A 24,097-nucleotide genomic window follows, 5' to 3' on the forward strand; every position below is an offset into this window, starting at 1 on the left:
CGGTCAGCGGTTCTGATGGGATCTGCTCCAGGCGGGGGCGACGAAGGCCACCAGGGCGACGGCGAAGGCGAGCTGCAGGATGTGGCGGATCCAGTCGATCCCCCCGGTGTGGCGGACGCCGATCCAGCCGGAGACGGCGTTGCCGAGCCAGGCCCCGGCGGCGCCGAGCAGCATGGTCAGCCACCACGGGATCGACTGCGGTCCGCGCAGGATGAGCTTGGCGATCACGCCCAGCACGAAGCCGATGAGCAGAATCCACAGGAGCTGGAACATCGCGGTCCACCTTCCGGGCGCTCCCGGGCGCGACGGCCCGGTGCGCCGAATCGCCGATGACGCGGGTTCGTCCCATGATCACCCGGATCGGGCGAACGGGCATGTCGACAGCGGACCGCGCAGGTCGGCGCCGTGCCGACGAGCCGCGCCAGGCCGGGATGGGCGAGAACGCGCCGCAGGTCGGGCCGGAAAGTCGCTGTCCGGCCTCGCGGCCGCACGGATAGGAATGGGCGGGACGCGGACGTACCGCGTCACCGAGAGGAGCCGACTCCCGTGATACGCCTTCGCAACCTCGCCCTGACCGTGGGCGGTGCCGCCGCCGCGCTGACCCTGACCATGGGGACGGCCCAGGCCGCGCCCGGTGACACCAGCACGAGCTGCTCCTCCTCGCTGACGCCGAGCGGCTTCGTGGACGTCCAGTGGTGGAACAGCGCCGGCTGCGGCTCCGGGTTCAACCCGAACACCAAGAAGATCATGCAGCTCACCGGCTACCCGGTCGGCACCGTCGTCAACGCCTGCGCCTCCACCTGGCCGCCGGCCGGCTGGACGATCGTGAGCAGCTTCTACAGCTCCGGCTGTCAGTACTCCTCGGTACCGAGCCTGGAGAAGAACTCCTGGCAACTCAAGCGCGTCTCCTGACGCCTGCGCACGATTCGGCGACCGGGCGAGATCCGGTGGCGGGGCGCGATCCGGTGGTGGGGCGTGGCTCCGCCGCCGGGTACGGCCCGCGACCGGGCCCGGCCCGGCGCCGGCGCTCGGCCCGACGGCGGCCGGGGCCTCAGCGGTCCCGGACCGCCGCGACGGCCTCGCGGACGTCCGGGTGCGGATCCTCCGCCAGGCCGGCCAGCACGTCGGCGACGCCCGGGGTGGACCAGCGGCCGACGGCCAGGACCAGGCCTTCCCGCACCGCCGGGTCCGGATGGGAGGCCAGGTGGGCGAGCCGGTCCACCGGGCCGCGTCGGCGCATGCCGAGCCAGTACAGCGCGGAGCGCAGTTCGGCGGGGTCGCCCGGTTCGCCGGCCGCCGCGATCCGCGCGAGCAGTACGGCTACGGGCGGCGGCGGGCCGTCCAGCGGGTGCGGGTTGCGCTCGCGCAGCCGGCGGCTGCCGTACTCGCCGTAGATCCGGCAGCCCTGACAGGTGCAGGGCCGGGTGCCGTGGGCGCCCGGCACATAGCGCCAGCCGGTGACCTGCGGCACGGCGCGGACCCGGTGCACCTCCCGGGCGCCCACCGCGCGCGGCAGGAACACCTCCCAGCCGCGCGGGTCGGCCAGTGCGCCGATCCGCCGGACCGCCTCGGCCGCCCGCAGCCGCCGCTGGGCGTCCAGGGCGCGGTCGCGGTAGTGGCCGACCAGGACCTCCTGTTCGTCGTCCAGCCTGAGGTGCACCGCGATCAGTGCGCCCTTGGGGCCGAACCGGGCCAGCTCGCGCAGCCACTGGTGGGTCAGCGTGTACGAGGGCAGCACGGGGAAGCAGTACACCCCGCGCGTGCCGCCCTGGCCCCGGCTGTCGGCGCGGATTCCGGCGCGGCGGATGCGCGGCGCGTTCGCCGCGGAGGTCAGATGCACGAACATCGCCATGGGGCGCGATCCTAGCGAGCGACCGGGTGGCGTTCCGAGCCGTTTTTCCGAGCCGCCCTTCCGAGCCGATTTATGAGCCGTTTTCTGAGCCGATTCTCGGGCTTTCCCCCTGGGGCGTGGCCCGCCCGGTCCGGCCTGGCCGGTTGCGGCTGCCGCGTCCGTGGTTGAAGGCCGCGGCGGGTCAGGCGGTGCCCGTGCGGCGCTCGATCAGGGCGGCCAGTCCGTCCAGGATGCGCTCCAGGCCGAACTCCAGTGCCTGGTCGCGGCCGCCCGGGTCGGCCATGGCGGCGGCGACGGCGGGGAAACGGTCGGCGTGCTCCTGGACCACGGTGCCTAGGGCGGCGAGGAGTTCGGCCTCGGGGTTGTGGGCCGGGCCGGCGGCGCGGGACTGCGCGGCGATCCCGCGCACGTGCCCGGTGAGCAGCACGGCGGCGTCCATCCGTTCGGGGCCGGTCAGTCCGTGGCCGTCGAGCGCCGCCACCACCCGTTCCAGCCAGGCGAGTTCCCTCGGTCCGATGACCCGTGCGCCGACGGTGGCGTCCAGCAGCCACGGATGCCGGGCGAAGGAGTCGGCCAAGTGGTGGGCCCAGGCGGTGAGTTGCTCCCGCCAGTCGGCGTCCTGCGGGGCGTCCGGGGGGGTGTCGACGGCCGACTCGACCATCAGGGCGATCAGTTCGGCCTTGCCGGGGACGTAGCGGTAGAGCGACATCTTGGTGAAGTCGAGCAGCCCGGCCACCTTCTGCATGGAGACCGCGCCGAGCCCCTCCGCGTCGGCGACCTCGACCCCGGCCGCGGCGATCCGCTCCAGGCTCAGGGCGGGCTTCGGCCCCCGGGTGGGCTTGGCGGGCGGCCCCCAGAGCAGCCGCACCGTGTCGTTCGCCGCCTCGGCCATCATCCGCTCCCGTCCTGCGCCGCCTCCTGGGGTTGTCCTTCCAGGCCAACTGTGTCTACCGTACACAGCAACAAACAGTGTCCGCGAGACACAGTTTCCTGATCCTCGAACGGAGTGGTTTCCATGAGCACCAAGGTCCTGATCTCGGGCGCGAGCATCGCCGGCCCCGCCCTGGCCCACTGGCTGGGCAGGTACGGCTTCGAGGTGACCGTGGTCGAGCTGGCCCCCGCACTGCGCGACGGCGGTCAGGACGTCGACTTCCGCGGCCGCACCCACCTGACCGTGCTGGAGCGGATGGGGGTCCTGGAGGAACTGCGCACGCTCGGCACCGGCGGCAGCCCGATGACCTTCGTCGGCCCCGACGGGCGCCGGCTGCTGCACCTGCCCGCCGAATTCGCCGGCGGCGACCTGGAGGTCCCGCGCGGGGAACTGGCCCAGCTGCTCCACCGGCACAGCAGCGCCCATGCCGAGTACGTCTTCGGCGACTCGATCACCGCGCTGGAGGAGACCCCGAGCGGAGTCCGGGTCGCCTTCCGGCACGCGGCACCGCGCGAGTTCGACCTGGTGGTCGGCGCCGACGGACTGCACTCCAACGTCCGCCGGCTCGCCTTCGGCCCCGAGCGGCGCTACGTCCGCCACCTCGGCTACTACGCGGCCACCTGGCAGCTGCCCAACGACCTCGGGCTGCCGCCGGGCGGGATCGGCCTCAACGTCCCCGGCCGGCTGATGTCCGTCGGCGCCGACCATCGCGACCCGAGCCGGGCCGGCGCGTTCTGCCTCTTCGCCTCGCCCGAGCTGCGCTACGACCGCCACGACCCGGCCCGGCAGAAGGCACTGGTCCGGGCCGCCTTCGCGGGCCTCGGCTGGCGGGTGCCGTACCTGCTGGAGAGCCTGGACGCCGCCCCCGAGCCGTACTTCGACTCGATCAGCCGCGCCGACGTGCCCGCCTGGTCCACCGGCCGGATCGCCCTGATCGGCGACGCCGCCTGCGGGGCGACCATCGGCGGCATGGGCACCGGCACGGCGGTGGTGGCCGCGTACGTCCTGGCGGGCGAGCTGGCCCGGGCGCGCGGCGACCACCGGGCCGCCTTCGAGCGGTACGAGCGGCTGCTGCGCGGCTACGCGCAGGGCTGCCAGAAGGGCGGGGACCGGACCGGGCCGTTCCTCGCCCCGCGGACGGCCACGGGCCTGCGGTTCCGCAACGCGCTGCTCAACCGGCGCTGGGCGCTGGATCGGATGCTGGAGCTGGGGAAGCGGGTCAGCAGCGTCGAACTGCCGGACTACGAGCGGGAGTCGATCCGTCGGAGGGAGGTCGCGGGCTGAACGGGGGCGTTTGGCGGTGCCCTGGCCGGCCCTGCCTGACCTCGCCTTGTCCTGCCTTGCTGTGTTCCGCCTGCCCGCCCGGCGGTAGGGGGCGTGTTCGCAGGTCGGGGCCCAAGGTCCCACCCGTTCGGCCCCTTGGCCCCTGGCGATCGGGGCCGCCGCGAGCGATGCTGCCGGTACCGGCCGGAACGATCCGTGTCCGGTCGGAGCAGGATCGTTGGACGAGGTGAACCGGCGTGCGGCATGCCACCGTCGAATCCGTGATGACCAGCCCCGTCGTCCTGGTCTCACCGGAGACCGGATTCCGGGAGATCGTGGCGCTACTGAGCGACTACGACATCACCGGCGTACCCGTGGTGGACCCGGAGGCGCGGCCGCTCGGCGTGGTCTCGGAGGCCGACCTGCTGCGCACCCTGGCCGCCCAGGAGGACCCGGCCAGCCTGCTGCCCGCGCCGGAGTCGGCGCAGGCGGGCCCGGACGGCGAGGTGACCGCGGCCGACCTGATGACGGCGCAGCCGGTCTGCACCACCCCGGACACCAGCATCGTCGCGGCGGCGCGGCTGATGAGCCGGCACGGCCTGAAACGGCTGCCGGTGCTGGACGAGGAGGGGCGGGTCATCGGCATGGTCAGCCGCGGCGACCTGCTGCGGGTGTTCCTGCGCGAGGACGTGGTGATCCGGCGCGAGATCGTCGAGGAGGTGCTCGGCCGGATCGACGGGGTCAGCCCGGCGCAGATCGGGGTGGAGGTCAACCAGGGGCGGGTGGTGCTGAGCGGCACCGTGCCCGAGCCGCACCTGGTACCGATCGTGCTCAACCTGTGCCGCTCGGTGGACGGGGTGGTCTCGGTGACCGACCGGCTCGGGGCCGAAGGGGCGCAGCCGGTCGGCTGACCGCCGCGAAAGCCGCCCCGGATCGCACGTTCGTCTCGGACCCGAACGATCCGCTTCGCATACTGCGGAGGGTATCGGGTAACTCACCCTGTGTGCCCGGCGGTGCGGACCTCCGGGACACCGGAGCTTCGGGGAGGCGGCCGTGGCGGTCGTGTTCGACGCGGACTTCACTTCGACCAGTCAGTGGATCGCCGGGCGCAGCAGCGCCTATCCCCGGATGGGGCCGACCAACCGGAGCGACCACAAACTCGACTACCTCAGCCGCGACTACTGCCCCGACGGGGTGTTCGCGGCGGTGCGGCGGCATAGCGGCGGGCTGTGGAGCTGCAACCTGCTGACCACCGAGGGTAGTCCGGACGGTTTCCAACTCCGTGCCGGGGACGTGCTGTCGGCGAGCGTGACGCTGCCCGTCGAGCTCGGCGCCTGGCCGGCGATCTGGAGCTGGCGGGACGGCGGCAACGAGGTGGACTTCTTCGAGTACCACCCGGACAACCCCGACCTGCTGGAGATCTCCAACCACGTCCGGGGCGGCTACCGGTACTGGCACGGCGCGAGCGCGGGGATCGGGCCGGGGGCGACCTTCGACCTGCGGGTGGTGCTCGGCGCGAACTCGGTGGACTGGTACGTGGAGGACGAGTTGGTCTACGCGGACCTGCACGGCGTCGGTGCCGGGTGGCACGCGTACCTGATCGTCAACATGTCGGTCGCGGACGGGACGTACCACCCCCGGCCGCCCTACGGGGGGCCGGACCGGCTGAGCTGGGTGTGCCACAGCCTGCAGGTCGAGCGCTGAGCGGTCGGGCGCTGTGCGGGCGGGCGCTCCTGCGTGGTGACGCGCCTACGGCTCGTGGGGGGCGAAGGCGGCGGTGATCGGGCCACGGGGGGTGTACCCGCCGCGTGGGTCGAGCGGGGTGAGTAGGGTGTGCGGGTCGCGTCGGCCGTGCGGTCCGCTCAGGCCGGGCAGGCCGTTCATGCCGGGTGAGCCGTACGAGCCGGGTGAGCCGTACGGGCCGGAACGCTGGAACCAGACCCCCCGGCGGTGCGGGCCGATGTGGGCGGGGTCGGTCACGTACAGGTCGTCGCGCGGGGCGCGCTCGTTACCCGGGGCGAGCGCCGCGTCCACGGCGCGGTCGGCGATCGCGTGCAGCAGCGCGGTGGCGGTGGACTCGGCGGCGGCCGGCGCGATGGCGAGAGCGGCGAGCTCGGCCCAGAGCGCGGTGGTGACGTAGTCGATCGGGGAGTGGCCGAGCGCCGGGTGGGGGCGCGGGTCCGGGTAGCGCCGCAGCACCCCGGCGGCGACGAGCTGCTCGGGGGAGCGGTGGTCGTCCTGCCCCTGGAAGGCCATGAATGGCGGCTGGTGAGCCGTGGGCCGCTGGGGTTGGGGCCTGGGCGGCGGGTGGTGGGTCACGAGCGGCACGCTACCCCGGTGGGCGCCGAGCGGAGTGCCGGACCGTTTTCTCAGACTTCCCTCACGCCGCTTTCACCGCTGGCGGGCGCACGATGGTGGTAGGCGCTGCTCACCTCGGCGGGCCCGACGGGGCCGGAGGAGGAGGTCCTGATGAGGTACTGGCACGGACACGGCCACGGCATGGGTGGCTGGGGCGTGGGATTCATGGCGTTCGGGACGCTGATGCTCCTGGTGATCGTCGTGCTCCTGGCCATGGCCCTGTTCCGCTACGTGTCGCGCACGCGGCAGCCGATCCCGCCCGGTCGGGCGGCTCCGGGTGCCGGTGGATCCGGGGCGGGAGGCCCGCAGGGCTGGGGCCAGGTGGGCCAGGGGAGCCAAGGAGGCCAGGGGACGCCGCCGGAGCAGTTGCTCGCGGAGCGGTTCGCACGGGGCGAGATCGATGCGGAGGAGTACCGGCACCGACTGGAGACGCTGCGTTCGGCGAACGGGCCGGGCGGCGATTGACCCCGGGGTGACACTGGGCGGGCCCGCCGCAGTTCGCGTGCGGCGGGCCCGCCCGGGTCGGCGGCGCCGGGGTGACCGGTCAGCGGGGGGTGACCGGTCTGGGGCCTCGGCGACCGGCCGATGGCCGAGCGCTTACTCGACGACCAGCTCGACCGGGATGTTGCCCCGGGTGGCGCGGGAGTACGGGCAGACCTCGTGCGCCTGCTTGACCAGCAGTTCGCCGGTCTCGCCCGCGAGGGACTCGGGCAGCTCGACGCGCAGCACGACGGCGAGGCCGAAGCCGGCCCCGTCCTTGCCGATGGACACCTCGGCGGTCACCGAGACCTCGCTGGTGTCCACCCGGGCCTGCCGGCCGACCAGGCCGAGGGCGCTGGCGAAGCAGGCGGCGTAGCCGGCGGCGAAGAGCTGCTCGGGGTTGGTCCCCTGGCCGCTGCCACCGAGCGCCGGCGGCATGGCCAGCGCGAGGTCCAGCTGCCCGTCGGAGCTGACGGCACGGCCCTCCCGGCCGTTGGCGGTGGCGGCTGCGGTGTAGAGCGCGTCCATGGTGGCGTCCCTTCAGGTCCTGGGTGTTCCTGCGGTCGGTTGTCCGGGCGGTCGTCCGCCCGGTGTGCTTCGCGGCGGCCGCTGGGGCGTCGCTGCGCTGAGATAAGTAGAGCACGCAATTCAATTGCGCACAACTCAATGGCGCGATGGCGATCGGTACCATGGGTTCATGACCACCCACCCCGGCATGGCCGATGAGGAGCTGCTCCGCCTCGACCAGCAGATCTGTTTCTCGCTCAACGCGGCCTCCCGCGCCTTCGGTGGCGTGTACCGGGTGCTGCTGCGGGACCTCGGGCTGACCTACCCGCAGTACCTGGTCATGCTGGTGCTGTGGGAGGAGGGCGAACTGCCCGTCAAGCGGATCGGCGAACGGCTGCGGCTGGACTCCGGGACGCTCTCCCCGCTGCTCAAGCGGCTGGAGGCGGCCGGGCTGGTTCGCCGCGAGCGCAGCCCGGAGGACGAGCGCTCGGTCACCGTCCGCCTGACCTCCGAGGGGTCGGCGCTGCGCGAGCGGGCCGGGCAGGTCCCGCGCAGGCTGCTCGCGGCCACCGAACTGCCGGTCGAGGATCTCGCCGCGCTGCGCGGGCTGCTGGACCGGGTGACCGCCGCGCTGGACGCGGCGGAGGTGGAGCCGGCTCCATAGGGGCTGGTGGGTCCGTGGGGGTGCGGGAGCCGGGGGTGGGTTCGTGAGGCTTGTCAAGAAGCCCTCTTGTGCCCTGTGATCTGGGTCACATTGTGGCCCCTCCGGTCAAGCCCGTGAGGGCGAAGCGGCAGGTCAGCCGTGCTGTTCAGAAGTGAACGGAAACGTTCGGCAATTGTCCGCCCGATCCGGTCAACATCCCGGAGCTCCCGGACGGTTACACCACGAGCCCCCAAGGGGCCGTCGGCGTGCCACCCGGTGGGCCGGCCAGCTGACCGACGAAAGGGGGGCCCGCGTGAGCACTCCCGGGCCGGGCGAGGAGCGGGGCCTGCGAGCCGACCCGCTCGGCGACCTGCCGAACGACTTCGAGGCCTTCTTCACCCGCGAGAACTCGGGTTACCTCCGCTACGCCCAGCAGCGCCTGCGGCACCGTGAGGACGCCCAGGACGCCGTCCAGAACGCGGGCACCACGCTCTACAAGAACTGGCGCCGGGCCCTGGCCAGTCCCGATCCGCAGGCCTTCGCCTTCAAGGTCGTCAAGGACGCGGTCCTGGACGTTCTGCGCGAGCGCCGCCGCACCGAACGCAAGCGACTGCGGGTGATCGCCCAGCGCCGTCCCGACACCAGCCAGGACGAGCTGAACGAGCTCGCCGAACTGGACGCCCTGGACTGGGCGATGGAGGAACTCGCGCGGGCCGCACCGGTCCAGGCCGACGTGGTCCGGCTGCGGCAGGCGGGACTGTCGTACCACGACATCGGACGGTCCCTCGGCATCGCGCACACCACCGCCCGGACCTACTACAGCCTCGGGCGGCGCCACCTGGAGTACCTGTTGGAGCACCCGGACGACGGCGGGGCGCGGACATGAAGGCGGACATGAAGGTCGTGGACCTGCTGCGCGTGCACGCCGTCGAGCTGACGCGGGAGCTCGACGACCACGATCCGGTGGACTTCACGCGCCGGCTGGCCGAACGGCTCGCCGCCGCCCGACGGCTCGCCCCGACGGTGCGCGAACGCCCCGCCCGGCCGCCCGCCGGTGTCCGGCCGCCGCACGCTCCGGCGGCGGGGCCGAGCCCGGGTACGGCCACGGGGGCGGGCTCAGGGCTCGGTGCGGGGGCCGGGACGGGCGCCGGCTCCGGTCCGGGGTCGGGGCCCGGTTCCGGTGCTGTCCCGGGGCAGGCCCGGTGGGCCGGAGGGCGGGCGGAGCTGCGGCGTGACCTGCGGCACCTGTGCGCGGGGGTGGCGGGCGCGGTCGAGCCGGGGGAACTGGCCCTGGACCTCGAACTCGCCGAGAAGACCGCCTTCCGCACCCTCGGCTGCCTGCTGTACGGCATGGGCCGCACGGCGGACGGCGTCTTCTGGTGGCGGATAGCCGCCCAGTACGGGGACCAGCTGGCCGTGCACTGCCTGGCGGTGCACTACACCGCCGAGGGCGAGCGGTGCGACGCGGCCCACTGGGCCGCCCAGGCCCAGGACCTCAGTGGCCCGGGCCGGCTGCCGCAGCTGGCGCCGGACGTGCGGCCCGGTGGGGCGGCGGAACTGGCGCGGTTGCTGGCGGAGCGCTACGACGGCGAGATCCTGCTGACGGTGCGGGAGGCGGTCGCGGTGCGGCCGAGGGCCGACCCCGGGCGGTTGGGGGTCCGGGCCGTGCGGGGGCGGGGGACAGTGCGGATTCGGTGACCGGTGCTGGTGCTGGTGCCGGTGCCGGTGCCGGTGCCGGTGTCGGTGCTGGGGCCCGGGTGCGGGTACCGGGCACGGGTGGGGCTGGGGAGTGGTCGGGCCGGGGATTCAGGTGAGCCCGGAGACGGCGGCGCCCAGGTACTCGGCGCCGAGCAGCAGCGGAACGACGACCATGATCGCCGCGTTGTGCGTGGCCGTCCAGGCCCGCAACTCGCCGAGCGAGTGCCGCGCGCGATCGTCGGCCCGGAGGTGGACCGCGAAGGGCACCAGGGTGCCCAGTGAGCCGAGCAGCACCAGCACGGCGGCGGCCACCACCTTCCCCCCGCCGCCGGTCGGGGCAGCAGCGATGGAGGCGGCGCCTCCGACGGCCGGGACCAGGGTCGTCGGACGGGCCATGACCAGGACGAGGGCGAGACCGGCGGACCGGGCGGTGGACAGCCGGTCGATCGAGAGCAGCCACTCCGGCGGCGCGGTGACCCGGCCGGGGCGCGGCCGCTCGCGCCACTGCCGGGCGGCCAGCAGGAGGAGCACGGCGCCGAGGGCGAGCTTCAGCCAGGACGGCCACGTCGGCGTGGTGTGGGCGGGGTTCAACGCGATTCCCGCCGCCACGACGGCGGCCACCACCGCGGTCAGGCCGAGCAGCCAGCCGATCGTGAAGGCGATCCCGTTGGCCTGGCCACGCGGGGAGGCGAGGATCAGGAGGACGGCGATCAGCGGCAGCGGGCTGAGCGCGACCGCTACCGCGGAGGCCAGCATCGGTCCGATCGCCTCACCCATCCCCGCACCTGCCTTCCCGTCGGCGGGCGCCGTCCGCCATTCAGCTACCGACGGGCGGGCGGCGCACGGCCGGCGCCGCCGTTCGGGTGAGGAGGGGGCTGGGCTGTGCGTGGGCGGCGAGCGGATGGTGAGCGGCGGAGGGCCGCCGCACCGCAGGGTGCGACGGCCCTCCGTGGGCGCGAGGTGCGTCAGTCGGTGCCGGACTCGATCGCCGCGTGGTCGAGCGCGCTCGGGTCCTCCTCGTCACCGGTGCCGGCGGCGATGGGAGCCGCGCCGCCCGGGGCGAGCTCGCCGATCAGGCCGCTCCACGGCGCCAGCTGGCCGTGCACCGCGTACTGCTCCAGCTTGCTGCGCGAGTCGGCGATGTCGAGGTTGCGCATGGTCAGCTGGCCGATGCGGTCGTCCGGGACGAACGCGGCGTCGACGCTGCGCTCCATCGACAGCTTCTCGGGGTGGTAGCTGAAGTTGGGGCCCTGGGTGTCGATGACCGAGTAGTCCTGGCCGCGCCGCAGGCGCAGGGTGACGCTGCCGGTGACCGGGTGGCCGATCCAGCGCTGGATGCTGTCCCGGAGCATCAGCGACTGCGGGTCGAACCAGCGGCCCTCGTAGAGCAGCCGGCCGAGCCGCCGGCCCTGGGTGTGGTAGGTGGCGAGGGTGTCCTCGTTGTGGATGGCGTTCAGCAGCCGCTCGTAAGCGATGTGCAGCAGCGCCATGCCCGGGGCCTCGTAGATGCCGCGGCTCTTGGCCTCGATGATGCGGTTCTCGATCTGGTCCGACATGCCCAGACCGTGCCGGCCGCCGATGGTGTTGGCCTCGTGGACCAGGTCGACGGCATTGGCGAACTCCTGGCCGTTGATCCGGACCGGGCGGCCGAACTCGAACTCGACGGTGACGTCCTCGGTCTGGATCTCGACCGCCGGGTCCCAGAAGGCCACACCCATGATCGGGCTGACGATCTCCAGGGAGGCGTCCAGGTACTCGAGCCGCTTGGCCTCGTGGGTGGCGCCCCAGATGTTGGCGTCGGTGGAGTACGCCTTCTCGGCGGAGTCCCGGTAGGGCAGGTCGCGCTCGGCGAGCCACTCCGACATCTCCTTGCGGCCGCCGAGCTGGTCGACGAACGCCTGGTCCAGCCACGGCTTGTAGATCCGCAGGTTGGGGTTGGCGAGCAGACCATAGCGGTAGAACCGCTCGATGTCGTTGCCCTTGTAGGTGGAGCCGTCGCCCCAGATGGAAACGCCGTCCTCCTGCATGGCGCGCACCAGCAGGGTGCCGGTCACGGCGCGGCCCAACGGGGTGGTGTTGAAGTAGGTCTGCCCGGCGGAGCGGATGTGGAAGGCGCCGCAGGCGAGGGCGGCCAGACCCTCCTCGACCAGTGCGGCCCGGCAGTCGACCAGCCGGGCCTGCTCCGCGCCGTACGCGCGGCCACGGGCCGGGACGTCGGCGAGGTTCGGCTCGTCGTACTGGCCGATGTCGGCCGTGTAGGCGTAGGGGAAGGCACCGTGCTCGCGCATCCACGCAACGGCGACGGAGGTGTCCAACCCACCGGAGAATGCGATGCCGATCCGTTCACCGACCGGCAGCTTGCTCAAGACCTTCGACATGGATGCACCCTTGACCCGCGTGGAGCGGGCCCCTGATCTAGCGATGTGTGACGGGATTCGGCGTAATCGATCCGATGCCCGAACTCTGGCATAGATTTGCAGAGTAATGCAAGAGCATACGAAGGCCTGGGTGGCGCCGGGAGCTTGCCCGGCCGCCGCTCGCCGCCCGGTGAATCGGCTGACTTGCTTGGATGGAACGGGAGTTGAGGCGGATCAGGAGGCCGGGGCGGGTGCCCGGGTGCGCAGCCAGGCGCTGCGGGAGGCGAGCGCGCCCAGCCCGAGGGCGACCAGGTGACCGGCGTCGGCCAGCTGCTGGTCCAGGGCCCAGGCAGTGGCCAGGGCCAGGGCGAGCGCCGGCAGACCGTAGCGGCGCAGCGCGAGCGGGCCGAGCGCGAGGAGGAAGGCGCCGGTGGCGACCAGGCCGTAACTGATGCCCACGTCCCGGGCTCGGGAGAGCGCGCCCGGGATGCGGGCCGTCAGCATCACCCACATGGCACCCTCGGTGAGCAGGGTGGCGCCCAGGTGCCCGAAGACGAAGACCGCACCCGCCCGGGCCGGACCCCAGCGCCACTCGGCCAGGCCCAGGACGACGGCGACCGCCGCGATGCCCGCCCAGGACGGGACCCCGTCGACCACGAGGCCGCTGGTGAAGAGGGTCCACCACTTGCCCACCTCCATGTGGTGGACGTTGCTGCTGTTGTGCCGCACGAACCGGGCCCGCTCGGCGTGGCCCTGGCTCGCCAGCCAGGAGGCCGTCACGGTCAGCAGCAGGACGTACGCCGTGGTGAGCCGCAGTCGGGCGGCGGCGCTCAGCGCGGGGCGCCCGGAAGCATCGGGGCCGGTCGGTGTCCTCGTGGCGAGGCGATCGCTCATCTGCCTGGTGCCCTTGTTCGGCGGTTCCCGGAACCGGCTCGCCCGGTGCGTGGCCGGGATGGCCGCGGTCGGGACGGTCCGAGCGTCAGCGTACGCGAGCGGTGGGATGGGGTCGGGGCCCGGAGGCGGGGTGGGTGGAGGCGGCGTGCGCGGAGGGCCGGGGTGGCCGGGTGCGGGTACGGCGCGGGTGGCGGTGGGGCCGGGTGGGGGTGAGGGTGAGGGGAAGGAGTGTCGAGGAGGCGTCGATGGCCGACAGCACCACCAAGGGCTCCGAGGTGCACCGGCGGCCCCGGTGGGCGCGCACCGCCCACGCGGTGTGGGTGTATGTCCGGCGCGCGCCGGGCACCTACATCTGGCTGGCGATCCTGCTCGTCACCACCCAGGTGATCCGGCACGTCGATCCGGCGACCGCCGACCGCATCCTGGCACGGCGTTCGACCAACCTCCATCACCTCCAGGTCTCGCCGCTGCGCGTCCTGGTGACCAGCGCCTTTTGGATCGCGGGCGGCGGCTGGCCGTTCTACTTCCTGCTCTACAACCTCTTCCACGTGCCCGCCGAACGGTGGCTCGGCACGTTGCGCTGGATCTCGGTGGCGGCGCTCGCGCACGTCGGCGCCACCTATCTCAGCGAGGGTGTGCTCGGCTGGGCGATCCACCGAGGGCTGGCCCCGCCGAGGGCCGTCTACACCCTGGACTACGGCGTCAGCTACGCGCTGGCCGGAGTGGTCGCGGTACTCACCTATCTGATCGTGCGGCCTTGGCGGTACCTGTACGCGGCCGGGGTGTTGCTGGTCTACGGACTGGGCGTGCTGCAGAGCCGGGACTACACCAGTGTGGGCCACTTCAGTGCGGCCCTGATTGGCTTCGCCTGCTACCCGCTGACCCGGGACCGCCCGGGCTCCTTCGACCCGGTCGCCTCGGCCCGCACGCTCTGGCGGCGGGCACGTGGACGGTGACCGACGGCGGCGCGGCGCGATGGGGTGGGCCGGGCCGGCGGGCGGATCCCGGAGGTCGCCCGCCGACCGGGCCAGGTGGCGGGACGACTACCGGCCGACCCGCTGGGACACGCAGAGGATGTTGCCCTCGCTGTCCTTGAACCAGGCCGCGCGCATGCCCTCGCCCTCGGCGACGCCGTTGACGGTCTTCAGGCCGGGGAAGTCGTACTCCTCGAAGGTGATGCCGCGGTCGCGGAGGCCGGCCATCTCGCCGTCGAGGTCGGAGACCTTGAAGCTGGCGAGGGTGTGGGCGGCCTGCCCGCCGCTGGGGGTGCGGTAGACGGTGAACTCGGTGCCGCCGGTGTCGCAGACGAATTCCTCCTCACCTTCCTCGGTGAGCTTGAGGCCGAGGGTGTCGGTGTAGAAGGCCTTGGCGCGGGCGAGATCGGTGGCGGGGATGACTGCTTGCAGCGGAGCGTCTCCAAGCATGGTGTTTCGCCTCCTCCCTGTCACCAGGCTAGGGAGGTGCGGGCCGCACCGCCCGGTGGGCGCGGAACCGCTTCGGGCTGTGCGCGGGGGGTCGCCGGGTGTCATGCCGGGGCCAGCCTCCAGAGCGAGGTGATCTCGGCGGCGCGGGCGGCGCGGAGGAGGGGGTCGGCCCGGTCGGTGGCGGTGGCGGTGGCGGTGGCCCGAGGGTGGCGGGGGACGGTGTCGAGGCGTCCGGTGACGCGCAGTCCGGCTCCGGAGACGGCGCCGAGCAGTTCGGCGCGGGACCGCAGGCCGAGGCGTTCGGCGAGGTCGGACAGGACGAGCCAGCCCTCGCCGCCGGGCAGCAGACGGTCGGCCAGGCCGTCGAGGAAGCCGCGGAGCATCCGGCTGTCCCGGTCGTAGACGCCCTCGTCGAGGGTGGAGCTCGGCCGGCCGGGCAGCCATGGGGGATTGCACACGACCAGGGCGGCCCGGTCACACCCGGGAGGGTAGAGGACGGTGCCGGCGGTCTCGATGCGGTCGGTGAGATCGAGACGGCGGGCGTTGTCGCGGGCACAGGCGAGGGCGCGCGGATTGCTGTCGGTGACCAGGACCTCGCGCAGGCCGCGCCGGGCGAGGAGCGCGGCGAGCACGCCCGTTCCGGTGCCGAGGTCGTAGGCGGTGGGGTGGATCCGGGTGGCCGGTGGCAGTGGCGCCCGGGCGACGAGGTCGACGTACTCGCCGCGGACGGGGGAGAAGACCCCGTAGTGCGGGTGGATGCGGGCGCCGAGGGCCGGAACCTCGACGCCCCTGGTGTGCCACTGGTGCGCGCCGATCGCACCGAGGAGTTCGCGTAGGGACACGATTCTGTTGTCAAGGAGCGGTCCGTAGGCCGCCAGGCAGGCCTCGCGGACGTCGGGCGCCCGGTGGAGCCGGACGCGGAGATCCGCGTCGAGCGGCACCAGCAGCGTTCCGAGGACGCGCGCGAGGCGGGCGCGCTCCCGTCGGTGCTGCTGGAAGGCCTCGGCCGGGGAACCGGGGGCGGATCGGGGTCGGCGCCGCTCGGCGCGGCGGCGCATGGCGTGCAGGAGTCGGAGTGCGCCGGGGTAGTCGCCCCGCCAGAGCAGGGCGGTGCCCTCGCAGGCCAGCCGGTAGGCGGCCTCGGCGCCCAGGGTGTCGTCGGCGGCGATCAGGCGGCGCGGTGGGGGCGTGCCGTTCTCGCTGTGCCAGGGTGCGGGCAGCGCGGAGAGGGTGGACAAGGGGACGATGCTGGGCCGGTGGGTGTCGGACACCGGGGCTCCTCGTGGTCGCACGTGCAAGGGGGCACGAAGAGCACTTCGACGAGGAGGCGAGCAGCGGGCGCGTCGGGCCGTGGCGCAGCCGGGAGGCGGGCGCGGGCGTCAGGCCGGGTGCGGCTCACGCGTCGAAGCGCGAGCCGGGATGTCACCGAGCACGAGGCCCGGCACGACGGCGAGCCGTATGCCACTGATCATCTGCGGGCCTCCTTTCCGAACCTGCTGGTCCTGCGCGGTTGTTCGTACGCTTTCACGCAGAGTGGCCGGATCGCAACCGATTTATCACCGGCTCTGCGGCCAGCCGTGCGGCACGCGTTCCAGTACTCCCGCACCGAACAGCTCGTACAGCGGCAGGGTCTCCAGGTGGACGTAGCCGATGTGGCAGTCGCAGACCGGCAACGGGCAGGCACGCGACCGTAGTTGGGTGTGGTAGCTGCCGTCGTAGAGGTTGCCGAGGACGTCCCGGACGAAGTGGCAGCGGCGGACGGTGCCGTCACCGTCCACCGACAGCACGGACTCTCCGGTGCGGCAGGGCAGCCCGGCGCTGGGATGGGCGTACCGGCTGTAGCCGAAGTGCGGGTCGAGGGCGGCCCACCGGGCGGCCTCCGCGTCGGTGTAGCCGAGCCCCTCGGCGGCGTTGACCCACAGGTAGACGTCCTCGGCGAGTTCGGCGCGCAGCCGGCGGGCCTCGTCGAGGTGCTCGGGCTGGCCGACGACGCCCACGCTGTAGCGAACACCGAGCGCGTCCAGCTCGCGGCACTTGGCGAGGAAGCGGTCGCGGGTGACCTGGCCGGGGTGGAAGGTGACCCAGAGGGCGAGGGTGTCGAGGTCCGCCTCGGCGAGCCAGCCCGTGCGGCAGCTGAGGTTGGTCTGGATCGCGACGCGGCGGACGTGCGGCAGACGGCTCAGCTCGACCAGCGCGCGGCGGTACCAGGACCGCACCAGCCCCTCGCCCCAGGGGGTGAACAGCAGCGACAGGGTGTCGCCGGTGCCCGCGCGCCCGGCGGCCCAGCCGGTGAAGCGCTCCAACGCGGCCCGGTCGGCCCGCAGTTGCCCCGGGCTGTCGCGCCGCTTGGCGAACGGGCAGTACGGGCAGTCGTAGTCGCAGGAGGAGAGCGGACCGCGGTAGAGCAGGGTGAGGTCCCGCGTGCCGTCCTCCGACGGCGGGGAGGCGGAGGGCATGCCGAGGAAGGTCATTTCGCCTCGTACGCCGCCATCAGGGCCCGGACCTCGGGCGAGAACAGCATCGGCCCGACGGCGTCCGAGTGCGCCAGCCCCTCCGGGCTCAGCCGCAGGAACGCCGCGTCCTCCTCGGCGAGCCAGCCGCGCTCGGCGAACTCCGCCAGCTCCGCCGGGAAGTCCTCGACAGGTGAACTGCCGAACCGGGCACGGTAGTCCGCCAGCGGCATGCCATCGGCCTGGAGCAGCGACTGCACCAGGTGCCGCCGGCGCGGCTCCGCCCCGCCCATCCAGTGCCCCACCTCGGCACGGTGGAAGTCCTCGGTGGCGACGTAGTCGTCGATGATGCCGCGCACCTGGGTGGCGTTCACCGCGTAGTCGAAGGAGTAGTGCAGCCGGGAGGTGTAGGAGCGGGCGCCGCAGCCCAGGCCGACCATGCCGTCGGTCTGGCAGGCGTACTCGCTCGCCCCGGCCTGCGGGGAGGCGGCACGGCGGAACATCCGCAGCGACACCTGCTGGTAGCCGTGGGCGAGCAGGTGGTCGCGGCCGGCCCGGTAGAGCGCGAGCCGCCGGGCGTCCCAGGCGGAGCCGCTCTCCTGCTCCCCGCGCCGGGCCAGGCCGGTCAGCGGGCGGACGTACAGCGGGTAGAGGTACAGCTCCTCGGGCTGCCAGGCGAGCGCGGTGTCCAGCGAGCGGAGCCAGCTCGCCTCGGTCTGGCCGTCGATGCCGTAGATGAGGTCGATGTTGAGCACCGGGAACCCGGCCGCGCGGATCCGGCCGAGGGCGGCCTCCACCTCGGCCCGCTTCTGCGGGCGGACGGCGGAGCGCGCCTCGGCGTCGTCGAAGGACTGCACACCCAGGCTCAGCCGGGTGGTGCCCCGGGCGGCCAGCACCTCCAGCCGGTCGGCGGTCGCGGTGGCGGGCGAGGCCTCCACCGAGAGCGGTATCGCCCGCAGGTCGGCGCCCATCCGCCGTTCGGCGATGTCGCACAGCCGCTCCAGCTCACCGGCCGTCAGATAGGTGGGGGTGCCGCCGCCGAACGCGGCCAGCGCGAACCCGGCCCCGTCGTCCAGCGCCGCGCGCACCGCCGTGGCCTGCCGCTCCAGGGCGTCCAGGTAGGCCGTGGTCAGGCCGTCCGGGCTGCCGATCCGGGTGAACAGGTTGCAGAAGCCGCAGCGGACCTCGCAGAACGGGATGTGCAGGTAGAGCGAGAGCGCGTGCTGCGCCTCGTCGGCCCACAGCTCGCGCAGCGGCGGACGTTCGGGCAGCGGAAGGTAGGCCGTCTTGTGCGGGTACGCGTAGACGTATGACTGGTACGGCGAGTCCGGGCGCGGGGGTGCGGTGGTCATGCGCGCTCCTCGGAGGTCGCGGTGGTGCCCGTCGTCGATCGGGCGGGGAGGGTGAAGTGGGCGTACGGGACCGTCCAGACCACCTCGTGGCCGATCCGGTGCCCGGTGTAGCCGTCCTCGCCGTAGGCGGTGCCGTGGTCGGAGCAGACGATCGCGAAGCAGGGGCGGCGGGCGCTCATCGCGGCGAACAGCCGGCCGATGTGCGCGTCCACGTACTCCAGGGCGGCGGCGTGGCTGGCCCGCGAGTCCCCGTGCTCGCGGGTGGCGCCGGGCAGGTGGAACCAGTTCGGCTGGTGCAGCGCCGAGACGTTCAGGAAGAGGAACAGCGGCTGGTCGGCGGGCTGTTCGGCGGCGACCCGCTCGGCCCGGGCGACCTGCTCCTCGAAGGACGTCGGCGAAGCCACGCCCAACTCGGTTGCCCAGTGGCTCTCCTGGAAGAGGCCGGGGAGCACCGAGCCCAGCGGGCCCTGCTTGTTGAAGAACCCGACGCCGCCGATGCACACCGTGCGGTACCCGGCTGCGGCCAGGGCCGTCGGCAGGTCGAGGGCGTCGAAGACCCAGGTGCGCGAGGCGGTGCTCTCGGAGCCGGCGAAGCGGGCCGCGAACAGGCGCGGGTGCGGGCCGTCCGGGGAGGCCGGGGTCGGCAGGAAGCCGGCCAGGATCGCCTGGTGGGAGGCGTAGGTGAAGCTGCCGGGCGCGTGCCGGCGCTCCCAGCGGCCGCCGGGGAGGACGGCGGCGAGGTTCGGGATGCGGCCGGCGGCGGCCAGTTCCTCGGCGACGTCGAAGCGGAGCGTGTCGAGCGTGACGAGCAGCAGGTCGTGGCTGCCGACGACGGCGTTCATGTTGGGAGCAGGAGCAGGAGCGGGAGCGGGAGCGGGAGCCAGGGCGGAGGCGGTGGCGGTGGTCAGGTGGTTCATCGGGCGGGTTCCGTGATCTGGTGGTCCGTCGTCGCGGGCGACGACGGGGAGGGGGCGGTGAGCGCGGCCAGCTGGGCGCCGTAGGTGTCGAGGCCCTCGGCGGGGCCGCCGGGCAAGCCGGTGAGGTTGGGGAGTAGGTCGCCGAAGGCGTTCACCTCGCCGACCAGGGCGCGCCGCCAGCCGGCCGTGGGCAGCACGTCGACGCCGACCATCGGCGAGCCGGGGAAGCAGGCCGCCGCGCGCTCGGCCGTCTCCAGCAGGGCCGGCCAGCCCGGGCCGGCGGCCTCCCGGACCTGCTCGATGCTGCCCCGGGTGCCGCCGAGGTGCAGGTTGGTCATCGGCTGGGCGCTGGTGCGCACCACAGCGTGGGTGGCCCGGCCGGCGACCACCACGACCCGTAGGTCCGCCGAGCGCCCCGCCTGCGAGGCCTTCGGGATCCACTGTTCGACGTGCAGCCCGTCCGGCGCCAGGCCGTCGACGATCGCGGCGACCTCCCGCTCGGTTCGGTAGCGGCGCACCCGTAGCGAGTTGTGCAGGCCGCCGTCGGCGAGCTCCACCGAGGTGGTGGCCTGCAACTGCCCGCGCGGCCCGAACTCCAGGGCCATCACCCCGGAGGCGGAGGAGCCGTGCGCAGGCTTGACGAAGACCCGGTGCAGGCCGGCCTCGGCGAGGCGCTCGCGCAGGTGTTCCCAGCCGGTGACCTCGCCGCCGAGCGCCCTGGGCACCGGCACCCCCGCCGCGGTGAGCCGCGCGTGCGCCCGGCGCTTGTCGAACATCACGGCGATCTCCTCCGGATCGCCGAGCAGCCGTACGCCGGGCCGGGTGGCCAGCCCGCGCAGCGCGGCCATGACCCCCGTGTACCAGACGGCCGTGCCCTCGACCCTGGTCGGCGCGTAGCCGGGGCCGAGCGCCGGGCCGCGCAGCAGCCGATCGACCTCCGGCTCCTCGCCGGGCGACTCGATGCGCAGTAGCCCGCCCTCGGGCAGCCGGTACCGGCCGCGCAGCACGTCCAGCCAGGGCAGGACGGCGGGCTCGGGCAGCCCGGCGGCCCGGGCGGCGGCCGCGAACAGCGTCACCCGTCGGTGCCCCGGGTTGCCGAGGACGGTCAGTCGCACAGTCATCGCCTCCGCGCCGCCTACTCGGCGACCGAGACGTAGCGGTCGTCCTCGTCGTCCATCTCGTCCGCCTCGGCGTCACTGAGGTCGATCTCGACCCCGGGCAGGGCCTCGCGCAGACGTTCCTGCATCGCGTCGCTCAGGTAGTGGTGGTGCAGGTCGAGGGAGCGCAGGTGGGTGAGCGGCTGGCCCTCCAGCAGGGCGGTGGCGCCCTCGTCGGAGAGCACGCCCATGGAGAGGTCGAGCGACTCCAGCCGGGCCACCACCGGGGCGTGGGCGACGGCGGCGGCGATCTCGTCCTGGATCTCGCTGTTGGCCAGCCCGAGGTGGCGCAGCCCCGGCAGCCGGGAACCGTCCAGGAACGGAGCCAGGTCGTCGATCCCCGCGTCACCGCCGTACTCGTCCACGCCGAGCCAGAGGTTCAGCCGCTCCAGCGCGGGCAGTTCGGAGCCGGCCACCGCGCGCACCACGGTGGCCGGAAGGCCGCCGGACTCGAAGCGCAGGCTGGTCAGCCGGTCGTGCCGCACCGGCTCCAGGGCGAGGTCCGTGCCGCCGCGCACGGCCAGCGACCTCAGCCCGGGGAAGGCGTTCAGCAAGGGGGTGACGTCGTCCATCTCCAGCCAGGAGATCTCGCACTCGTCGAAGGTCACCTCGCCGAGGAACAGCGCCTCCAGGGCGGGCAGGCGCCGGGCCTCGGCGGTGATGGCCTCGATCGCGGGGCGCACGGAGGTGTAGCCGTCCTGCCACCAGGGGCCGATCACCACGGCGCGGACGCCGGACGGGTCGACCTTCTCCAGGAAGGACCGCCAGAGCTGGACGAAGTCCTGCTGGGAGCCGTACTCGAGGGACAGCCGCCAGGCGACGCTGCCCGCGGCGGGCAGAGGCCGGGCGTCGTCGGGCGTGAACTCGTGGATCGGCAGCTCGTGGAAGCGTTCGATGTGGCGGGAGACGGCCATGGCGGATCCTGGTGGGTCGAGTGGTCGGACAGGGCGGGCGGACGGATGGGCGGTCGGGCGGGTGCGGGTGGTGACGGTTACTCGGCCACGGCCACGTAGCGCCACTGGTCGTCGGGCTTGCCGGGCTCGGAGAGGTCGACCTCGACCCCGGTCAGGGCCTGGCGCAGGCGCTGCTGCATCTCCTCGGTGAGGTAGTGGTGGTGGAGGTCGAGGGAGCGCAGGTGGGTGAGCGGCTGGCCCTCCAGCAGGGCGGTGGCGCCCTGATCGGTCAGCACGCCCATGGAGAGGCTGAGCGACTCCAGCCGGGCGACGACGGGCGCGTGCGCCACGGCGGCCGCGATGTCGTCCTGGAACTCGCTGTTCTGGAGGCCGAGATGGCGCAGCGCGGGGAAGCGGGTGCCGTCCAGGAACGGCGCGAGGTCGGCCATCGTCGCGTCGCCGCCGTAGTTGTCCACCCCCAGCCAGAGATCCAGCCGCTCCAGGGCCGGGAAGTCGCAGCCGGCCACCGAACGCACGACCGAGCCCGGCAGACCGCCGGCCTCGAAGCGCAGCGCCTTGAGCGCCTCGTGCCGCAGCGGCTCCAGGGCCAGGCCGCCCTTGCCGTCCCAGTCCTGCGACGCGCCGCGCACCACCAGCTCGGCCAACTGCGGGAAGGCCTTCACCAGCGGCGTGATGTCGCACTGCTGGATCCAGGAGATCTCGCACTCCTCGTAGGTGATGTCGCCGACGAACAGCGCGCGCAGGGCGGGCAGCCGGTCGGCGGCGGCGAGGATCGCCTCCATCGGTTCGTGGAAGCTCTCCGGCTCCTCCGGCGCCCACTGGCCGATCACCAGGGCGGTGACCCGCGCGGTGTCGACGGCGCCGAGGAACTGCTCCCAGCGCTCGACGAACGTCGCCTCGGACTCGTAGTCGATCCGGATCCTCCAGGCGGCCGCGTCCGCCTCCGGCAGCCGGGCGGCACCGGATCCGCCCTGCTCCTCGGCCTCCTCCAGGGCTGCCACGAAGTCGAAGACGGGAAGACCGTGGAACCGCTCGATGTGGTCGTTGACAGTCATGCGCTGCTCCTCTGGGGTCTGGGCCGAACAACTGTCTACCAGCCGGGACTGACAATCCGGTGCCCGGGTCGCCGCCCGGGCGCGTTGTCAGACCCTTGCTCTATGTTCGGGTCCTGGCTCCGGAGAGTGACCGCGGCGGACGCGGCGGAGCCGTGGATTCCGGCGTCCGTCGGGGTCCGGCCGTACGGCGAGGGAGGACTGATGTACCGCCAGGGTGATGTGCTGATCGTGCCGGTCGAGGAGAGCGGGGTGCCGCCGCGGGTGGCCGAGCTGGCCGTGCAGCCCCGGGACGCCCGGGGCCGGATGGTGCTGGCGCTCGGTGAGGTCACCGGGCACGCGCACGCCGTGGTCGGCCCCGGCGAGCTGCGCCGCGAGACCGGGCCGTTCGGCGCGGGCTGGCTGCACCTGCCCGAGGGCGGTCGGGTGGTGCACGAGGAGCACGCGGCGATACCGCTGCCCAAGAGCTGGTACCGGGTGATCCGCCAACGCGAGTACGTGCCCGGCGCGGTGCGGGTGGTCGCGGACTGACGACCGCTCCGCCGGCCGTACGGGGGCGGCGGGTGAGGGCATGGCACGGCACGGTGCGGACGGGCCGGGGCACGGAACGGGAACGGGAACGGACGGCCGGGTGGGAGCCCGGCCGGGAACGGAGCAGGGATGGAGACGGTGATCCACGACGCGGTCCACGGCGACCGGGCGCAGGCACAGGCGCGGGTGCTGCCCGGGCCGGCCGAGGCGACGGCCCGTTGGCGGGCGGCCGCGGCGGCCACCGGGCCGGGCGACAGGGCGGCGGCCGAGCACGCCGTCCGGGCCGCCTACCGGGCGGCCGGACTGCCCGAGCCCGCGGCCGTCCGCTGGTTCGGCTCGCCGCTCGCCGCGACCGAGGCGGCTCTGGAGCTGCGGGCCTCCGGCGCGGAGAGTGTGCGGGAGGCCGTGCGCACCCGGCCGTGGGAACAGGCCCGGCGAGGGGCCGTCGAGCAGCTCGGCACCGCCGGGTGGGCGGGCCACTGGGCGCTCACCGGCGGCGAGCTCGGGCCGGTCACCACCCCGCTCGCCGACCGACTGCGCAACGCCGTGCTCGACCGGCTCGCCCCCGAGGCCGACCAGGAGGCCGACGTCGCCGTGGCCGAGGAGGCACGGGACCGCCGCACCAGCGTCCGGCTCGCCCTGCTGGACGCCGTGCGCGGCCAGCACGACGCGCCGTGGTTCGCCGCCTTCGAGTCCGCCGGGGCGAGCGCCGACGCCGTCGCACCGCTCGCCGAACTGGCCCGGGAGGCCGGCTGGTGGTGGCCCTACCGGGACGTGGCCCTGCTCAGCGAGCGGCCGGCCGCCCTTCACCGCGACGAGGCCGGACGGCTCGACCGGGCGGACGGGCCCGCCCTGGAGTACGCCGACGGCTTCGCCCTGTACGCCTGGCGCGGCATGCCCGTCCCGCCCGAGTTCCTGGCCGGCCTGACCGAGGTGACCGTCGAGCGGATCCGCACCGAGGAGAACGCCGAACTGCGCCGGGTCCTGCTGGAGCACTACGGCTACGAGCGGTACCTGGCCGACTCCGGGGCCGAGCCCATCCACCGGGACGAGACCGGGGTGCTCTGGCGGATCGTCCTGCCCGACGACGAGCCGGTGGTGATGGTCGAGGTGGTCAACTCCACCCCCGAGCCGGACGGCACCCACCGCACCTACTGGCTGCGCGTCCCCCCGAGCACCCGCACCGCGCGCGCCGGGGTCGCCTGGACCTTCGGCATACCCGAGAGCGCCTACCACCCGCAGCGCGAGACCTGAGCCCAGGTGCCTCCAGGCATCCGGAGCAGGCCCCTGAGCTGCGCGTGTTGACCCTTACCCCAC

General features: G+C 73.8%; 27 protein-coding genes. 11 read left to right on the forward strand and 16 right to left on the reverse strand.

Features of this window, described 5'->3' with window-relative positions; all coding sequences use genetic code 11:
• Positions 1–3 precede the first annotated feature (3 nt).
• Positions 4–273, reverse strand: coding sequence for a GlsB/YeaQ/YmgE family stress response membrane protein (locus ACFWP2_RS09635; RefSeq protein ID WP_380449740.1), 270 nt, complete (start codon positions 271–273; stop codon positions 4–6).
• A gap of 273 nt (positions 274–546) precedes the next feature.
• On the opposite strand from ACFWP2_RS09635, the gene ACFWP2_RS09640 reads away from it, so the two are divergent.
• Positions 547–912: a hypothetical protein gene (locus tag ACFWP2_RS09640; protein ID WP_380449741.1), complete on the forward strand. Its 366-nt coding sequence runs from the start codon at positions 547–549 to the stop codon at positions 910–912.
• Positions 913–1,051: 139 nt separating this feature from the next.
• Here ACFWP2_RS09640 and ACFWP2_RS09645 read toward each other — a convergent pair whose 3' ends face one another.
• Positions 1,052–1,852, reverse strand: a complete 801-nt coding sequence (locus ACFWP2_RS09645) for a HEAT repeat domain-containing protein (protein WP_380449743.1) — start codon at positions 1,850–1,852, stop codon at positions 1,052–1,054.
• A 181-nt stretch (positions 1,853–2,033) separates the two neighbouring features.
• Entirely contained in the window at positions 2,034–2,747 is a 714-nt protein-coding gene (locus ACFWP2_RS09650) for a TetR/AcrR family transcriptional regulator (RefSeq protein WP_380449745.1), read from the reverse strand.
• Positions 2,748–2,867: 120 nt separating this feature from the next.
• Here ACFWP2_RS09650 and ACFWP2_RS09655 point away from each other — a divergent pair, with 120 nt between their 5' ends.
• The 3 genes from ACFWP2_RS09655 (at position 2,868) to ACFWP2_RS09665 (ending at position 5,750) form a co-directional block, all read left to right on the forward strand.
• On the forward strand, positions 2,868–4,067 hold the full coding sequence (locus ACFWP2_RS09655) for an FAD-dependent monooxygenase (RefSeq protein WP_380449747.1): 1,200 nt from the start codon (positions 2,868–2,870) through the stop codon (positions 4,065–4,067).
• A 263-nt stretch (positions 4,068–4,330) separates the two neighbouring features.
• Positions 4,331–4,957, forward strand: a complete 627-nt coding sequence (locus tag ACFWP2_RS09660) for a CBS domain-containing protein (RefSeq protein WP_380449933.1) — start codon at positions 4,331–4,333, stop codon at positions 4,955–4,957.
• Positions 4,958–5,099: 142 nt separating this feature from the next.
• On the forward strand, positions 5,100–5,750 hold the full coding sequence (locus ACFWP2_RS09665) for a beta-glucanase (protein WP_380449749.1): 651 nt from the start codon (positions 5,100–5,102) through the stop codon (positions 5,748–5,750).
• Positions 5,751–5,795: 45 nt separating this feature from the next.
• On the opposite strand, the gene ACFWP2_RS09670 is transcribed toward ACFWP2_RS09665, so the two are convergent.
• A complete protein-coding gene (locus ACFWP2_RS09670; protein WP_380449750.1) occupies positions 5,796–6,302 on the reverse strand; it encodes a hypothetical protein in 507 nt (168 codons plus the stop codon).
• A gap of 213 nt (positions 6,303–6,515) precedes the next feature.
• On the opposite strand from ACFWP2_RS09670, the gene ACFWP2_RS09675 reads away from it, so the two are divergent.
• Positions 6,516–6,869, forward strand: a complete 354-nt coding sequence (locus ACFWP2_RS09675; RefSeq protein WP_380449751.1) for a hypothetical protein — start codon at positions 6,516–6,518, stop codon at positions 6,867–6,869.
• A gap of 132 nt (positions 6,870–7,001) precedes the next feature.
• Here ACFWP2_RS09675 and ACFWP2_RS09680 read toward each other — a convergent pair whose 3' ends face one another.
• Positions 7,002–7,412 (reverse strand): organic hydroperoxide resistance protein, encoded by a 411-nt coding sequence (locus tag ACFWP2_RS09680; RefSeq protein ID WP_355266881.1) that lies wholly within the window; start codon positions 7,410–7,412, stop codon positions 7,002–7,004.
• A 169-nt stretch (positions 7,413–7,581) separates the two neighbouring features.
• Between ACFWP2_RS09680 and ACFWP2_RS09685 the strand changes: the two genes are divergently transcribed.
• From ACFWP2_RS09685 to ACFWP2_RS09695, 3 genes are all read left to right on the forward strand, one after another.
• A complete protein-coding gene (locus ACFWP2_RS09685; protein ID WP_380449752.1) occupies positions 7,582–8,055 on the forward strand; it encodes a MarR family winged helix-turn-helix transcriptional regulator in 474 nt (157 codons plus the stop codon).
• Positions 8,056–8,347: 292 nt separating this feature from the next.
• Entirely contained in the window at positions 8,348–8,920 is a 573-nt protein-coding gene (locus ACFWP2_RS09690) for an RNA polymerase sigma factor (RefSeq protein ID WP_380449754.1), read from the forward strand.
• Between the two features lie 8 nt (positions 8,921–8,928).
• Positions 8,929–9,732: a hypothetical protein gene (locus tag ACFWP2_RS09695; RefSeq protein WP_380449756.1), complete on the forward strand. Its 804-nt coding sequence runs from the start codon at positions 8,929–8,931 to the stop codon at positions 9,730–9,732.
• A gap of 108 nt (positions 9,733–9,840) precedes the next feature.
• Here ACFWP2_RS09695 and ACFWP2_RS09700 read toward each other — a convergent pair whose 3' ends face one another.
• The 3 genes from ACFWP2_RS09700 to ACFWP2_RS09710 all read right to left on the reverse strand — a co-directional run bounded on the left by ACFWP2_RS09700 (position 9,841) and on the right by ACFWP2_RS09710 (position 12,983).
• Positions 9,841–10,509 carry a GAP family protein gene (locus tag ACFWP2_RS09700; RefSeq protein WP_380449757.1) on the reverse strand — a complete coding sequence of 223 codons (669 nt, stop codon included), beginning with the start codon at positions 10,507–10,509 and terminating at the stop codon, positions 9,841–9,843.
• A gap of 188 nt (positions 10,510–10,697) precedes the next feature.
• Positions 10,698–12,110, reverse strand: coding sequence for an argininosuccinate synthase (gene argG / locus ACFWP2_RS09705; protein WP_380449759.1), 1,413 nt, complete (start codon positions 12,108–12,110; stop codon positions 10,698–10,700).
• 213 nt (positions 12,111–12,323) lie between these two features.
• Positions 12,324–12,983, reverse strand: a complete 660-nt coding sequence (locus ACFWP2_RS09710; protein ID WP_380449760.1) for a rhomboid-like protein — start codon at positions 12,981–12,983, stop codon at positions 12,324–12,326.
• Positions 12,984–13,228: 245 nt separating this feature from the next.
• Here ACFWP2_RS09710 and ACFWP2_RS09715 point away from each other — a divergent pair, with 245 nt between their 5' ends.
• Positions 13,229–13,939, forward strand: coding sequence for a rhomboid-like protein (locus tag ACFWP2_RS09715; RefSeq protein ID WP_380449761.1), 711 nt, complete (start codon positions 13,229–13,231; stop codon positions 13,937–13,939).
• Positions 13,940–14,026: 87 nt separating this feature from the next.
• Here the strand turns inward: ACFWP2_RS09715 and ACFWP2_RS09720 are convergent, their stop codons facing one another.
• The 8 genes from ACFWP2_RS09720 to ACFWP2_RS09755 form a co-directional block, all read right to left on the reverse strand.
• Positions 14,027–14,407 (reverse strand): VOC family protein, encoded by a 381-nt coding sequence (locus ACFWP2_RS09720; RefSeq protein WP_380449763.1) that lies wholly within the window; start codon positions 14,405–14,407, stop codon positions 14,027–14,029.
• Positions 14,408–14,508: 101 nt separating this feature from the next.
• Positions 14,509–15,678, reverse strand: coding sequence for a methyltransferase (locus ACFWP2_RS09725; protein ID WP_380449765.1), 1,170 nt, complete (start codon positions 15,676–15,678; stop codon positions 14,509–14,511).
• A 285-nt stretch (positions 15,679–15,963) separates the two neighbouring features.
• Positions 15,964–16,863 carry an STM4011 family radical SAM protein gene (locus tag ACFWP2_RS09730; protein WP_380449766.1) on the reverse strand — a complete coding sequence of 300 codons (900 nt, stop codon included), beginning with the start codon at positions 16,861–16,863 and terminating at the stop codon, positions 15,964–15,966.
• 11 nt (positions 16,864–16,874) lie between these two features.
• On the reverse strand, positions 16,875–18,209 hold the full coding sequence (locus tag ACFWP2_RS09735) for an STM4012 family radical SAM protein (RefSeq protein ID WP_380449768.1): 1,335 nt from the start codon (positions 18,207–18,209) through the stop codon (positions 16,875–16,877).
• Entirely contained in the window at positions 18,206–19,051 is an 846-nt protein-coding gene (locus ACFWP2_RS09740; RefSeq protein ID WP_380449934.1) for an STM4013/SEN3800 family hydrolase, read from the reverse strand. Before ACFWP2_RS09740 ends, ACFWP2_RS09735 begins: the two co-directional genes overlap by 4 nt.
• Positions 19,052–19,122: 71 nt before the next feature.
• Positions 19,123–20,247 carry an STM4014 family protein gene (locus ACFWP2_RS09745; RefSeq protein WP_380449769.1) on the reverse strand — a complete coding sequence of 375 codons (1,125 nt, stop codon included), beginning with the start codon at positions 20,245–20,247 and terminating at the stop codon, positions 19,123–19,125.
• 14 nt (positions 20,248–20,261) lie between these two features.
• Positions 20,262–21,197: an STM4015 family protein gene (locus ACFWP2_RS09750; RefSeq protein ID WP_380449771.1), complete on the reverse strand. Its 936-nt coding sequence runs from the start codon at positions 21,195–21,197 to the stop codon at positions 20,262–20,264.
• 77 nt (positions 21,198–21,274) lie between these two features.
• Positions 21,275–22,252: an STM4015 family protein gene (locus tag ACFWP2_RS09755; RefSeq protein WP_380449772.1), complete on the reverse strand. Its 978-nt coding sequence runs from the start codon at positions 22,250–22,252 to the stop codon at positions 21,275–21,277.
• A gap of 201 nt (positions 22,253–22,453) precedes the next feature.
• Here ACFWP2_RS09755 and ACFWP2_RS09760 point away from each other — a divergent pair, with 201 nt between their 5' ends.
• Together ACFWP2_RS09760 and ACFWP2_RS09765 are read left to right on the forward strand one after the other, a co-directional pair.
• Positions 22,454–22,780, forward strand: a complete 327-nt coding sequence (locus ACFWP2_RS09760; RefSeq protein ID WP_380449774.1) for a hypothetical protein — start codon at positions 22,454–22,456, stop codon at positions 22,778–22,780.
• Positions 22,781–22,909: 129 nt separating this feature from the next.
• Positions 22,910–24,034, forward strand: a complete 1,125-nt coding sequence (locus tag ACFWP2_RS09765; RefSeq protein ID WP_380449775.1) for a DUF6745 domain-containing protein — start codon at positions 22,910–22,912, stop codon at positions 24,032–24,034.
• Positions 24,035–24,097: the final 63 nt, after the last annotated feature.

The organism is Kitasatospora sp. NPDC058444 (assembly GCF_042721415.1).
Taxonomy (GTDB): Bacteria; Actinomycetota; Actinomycetes; order Streptomycetales; family Streptomycetaceae; genus Kitasatospora.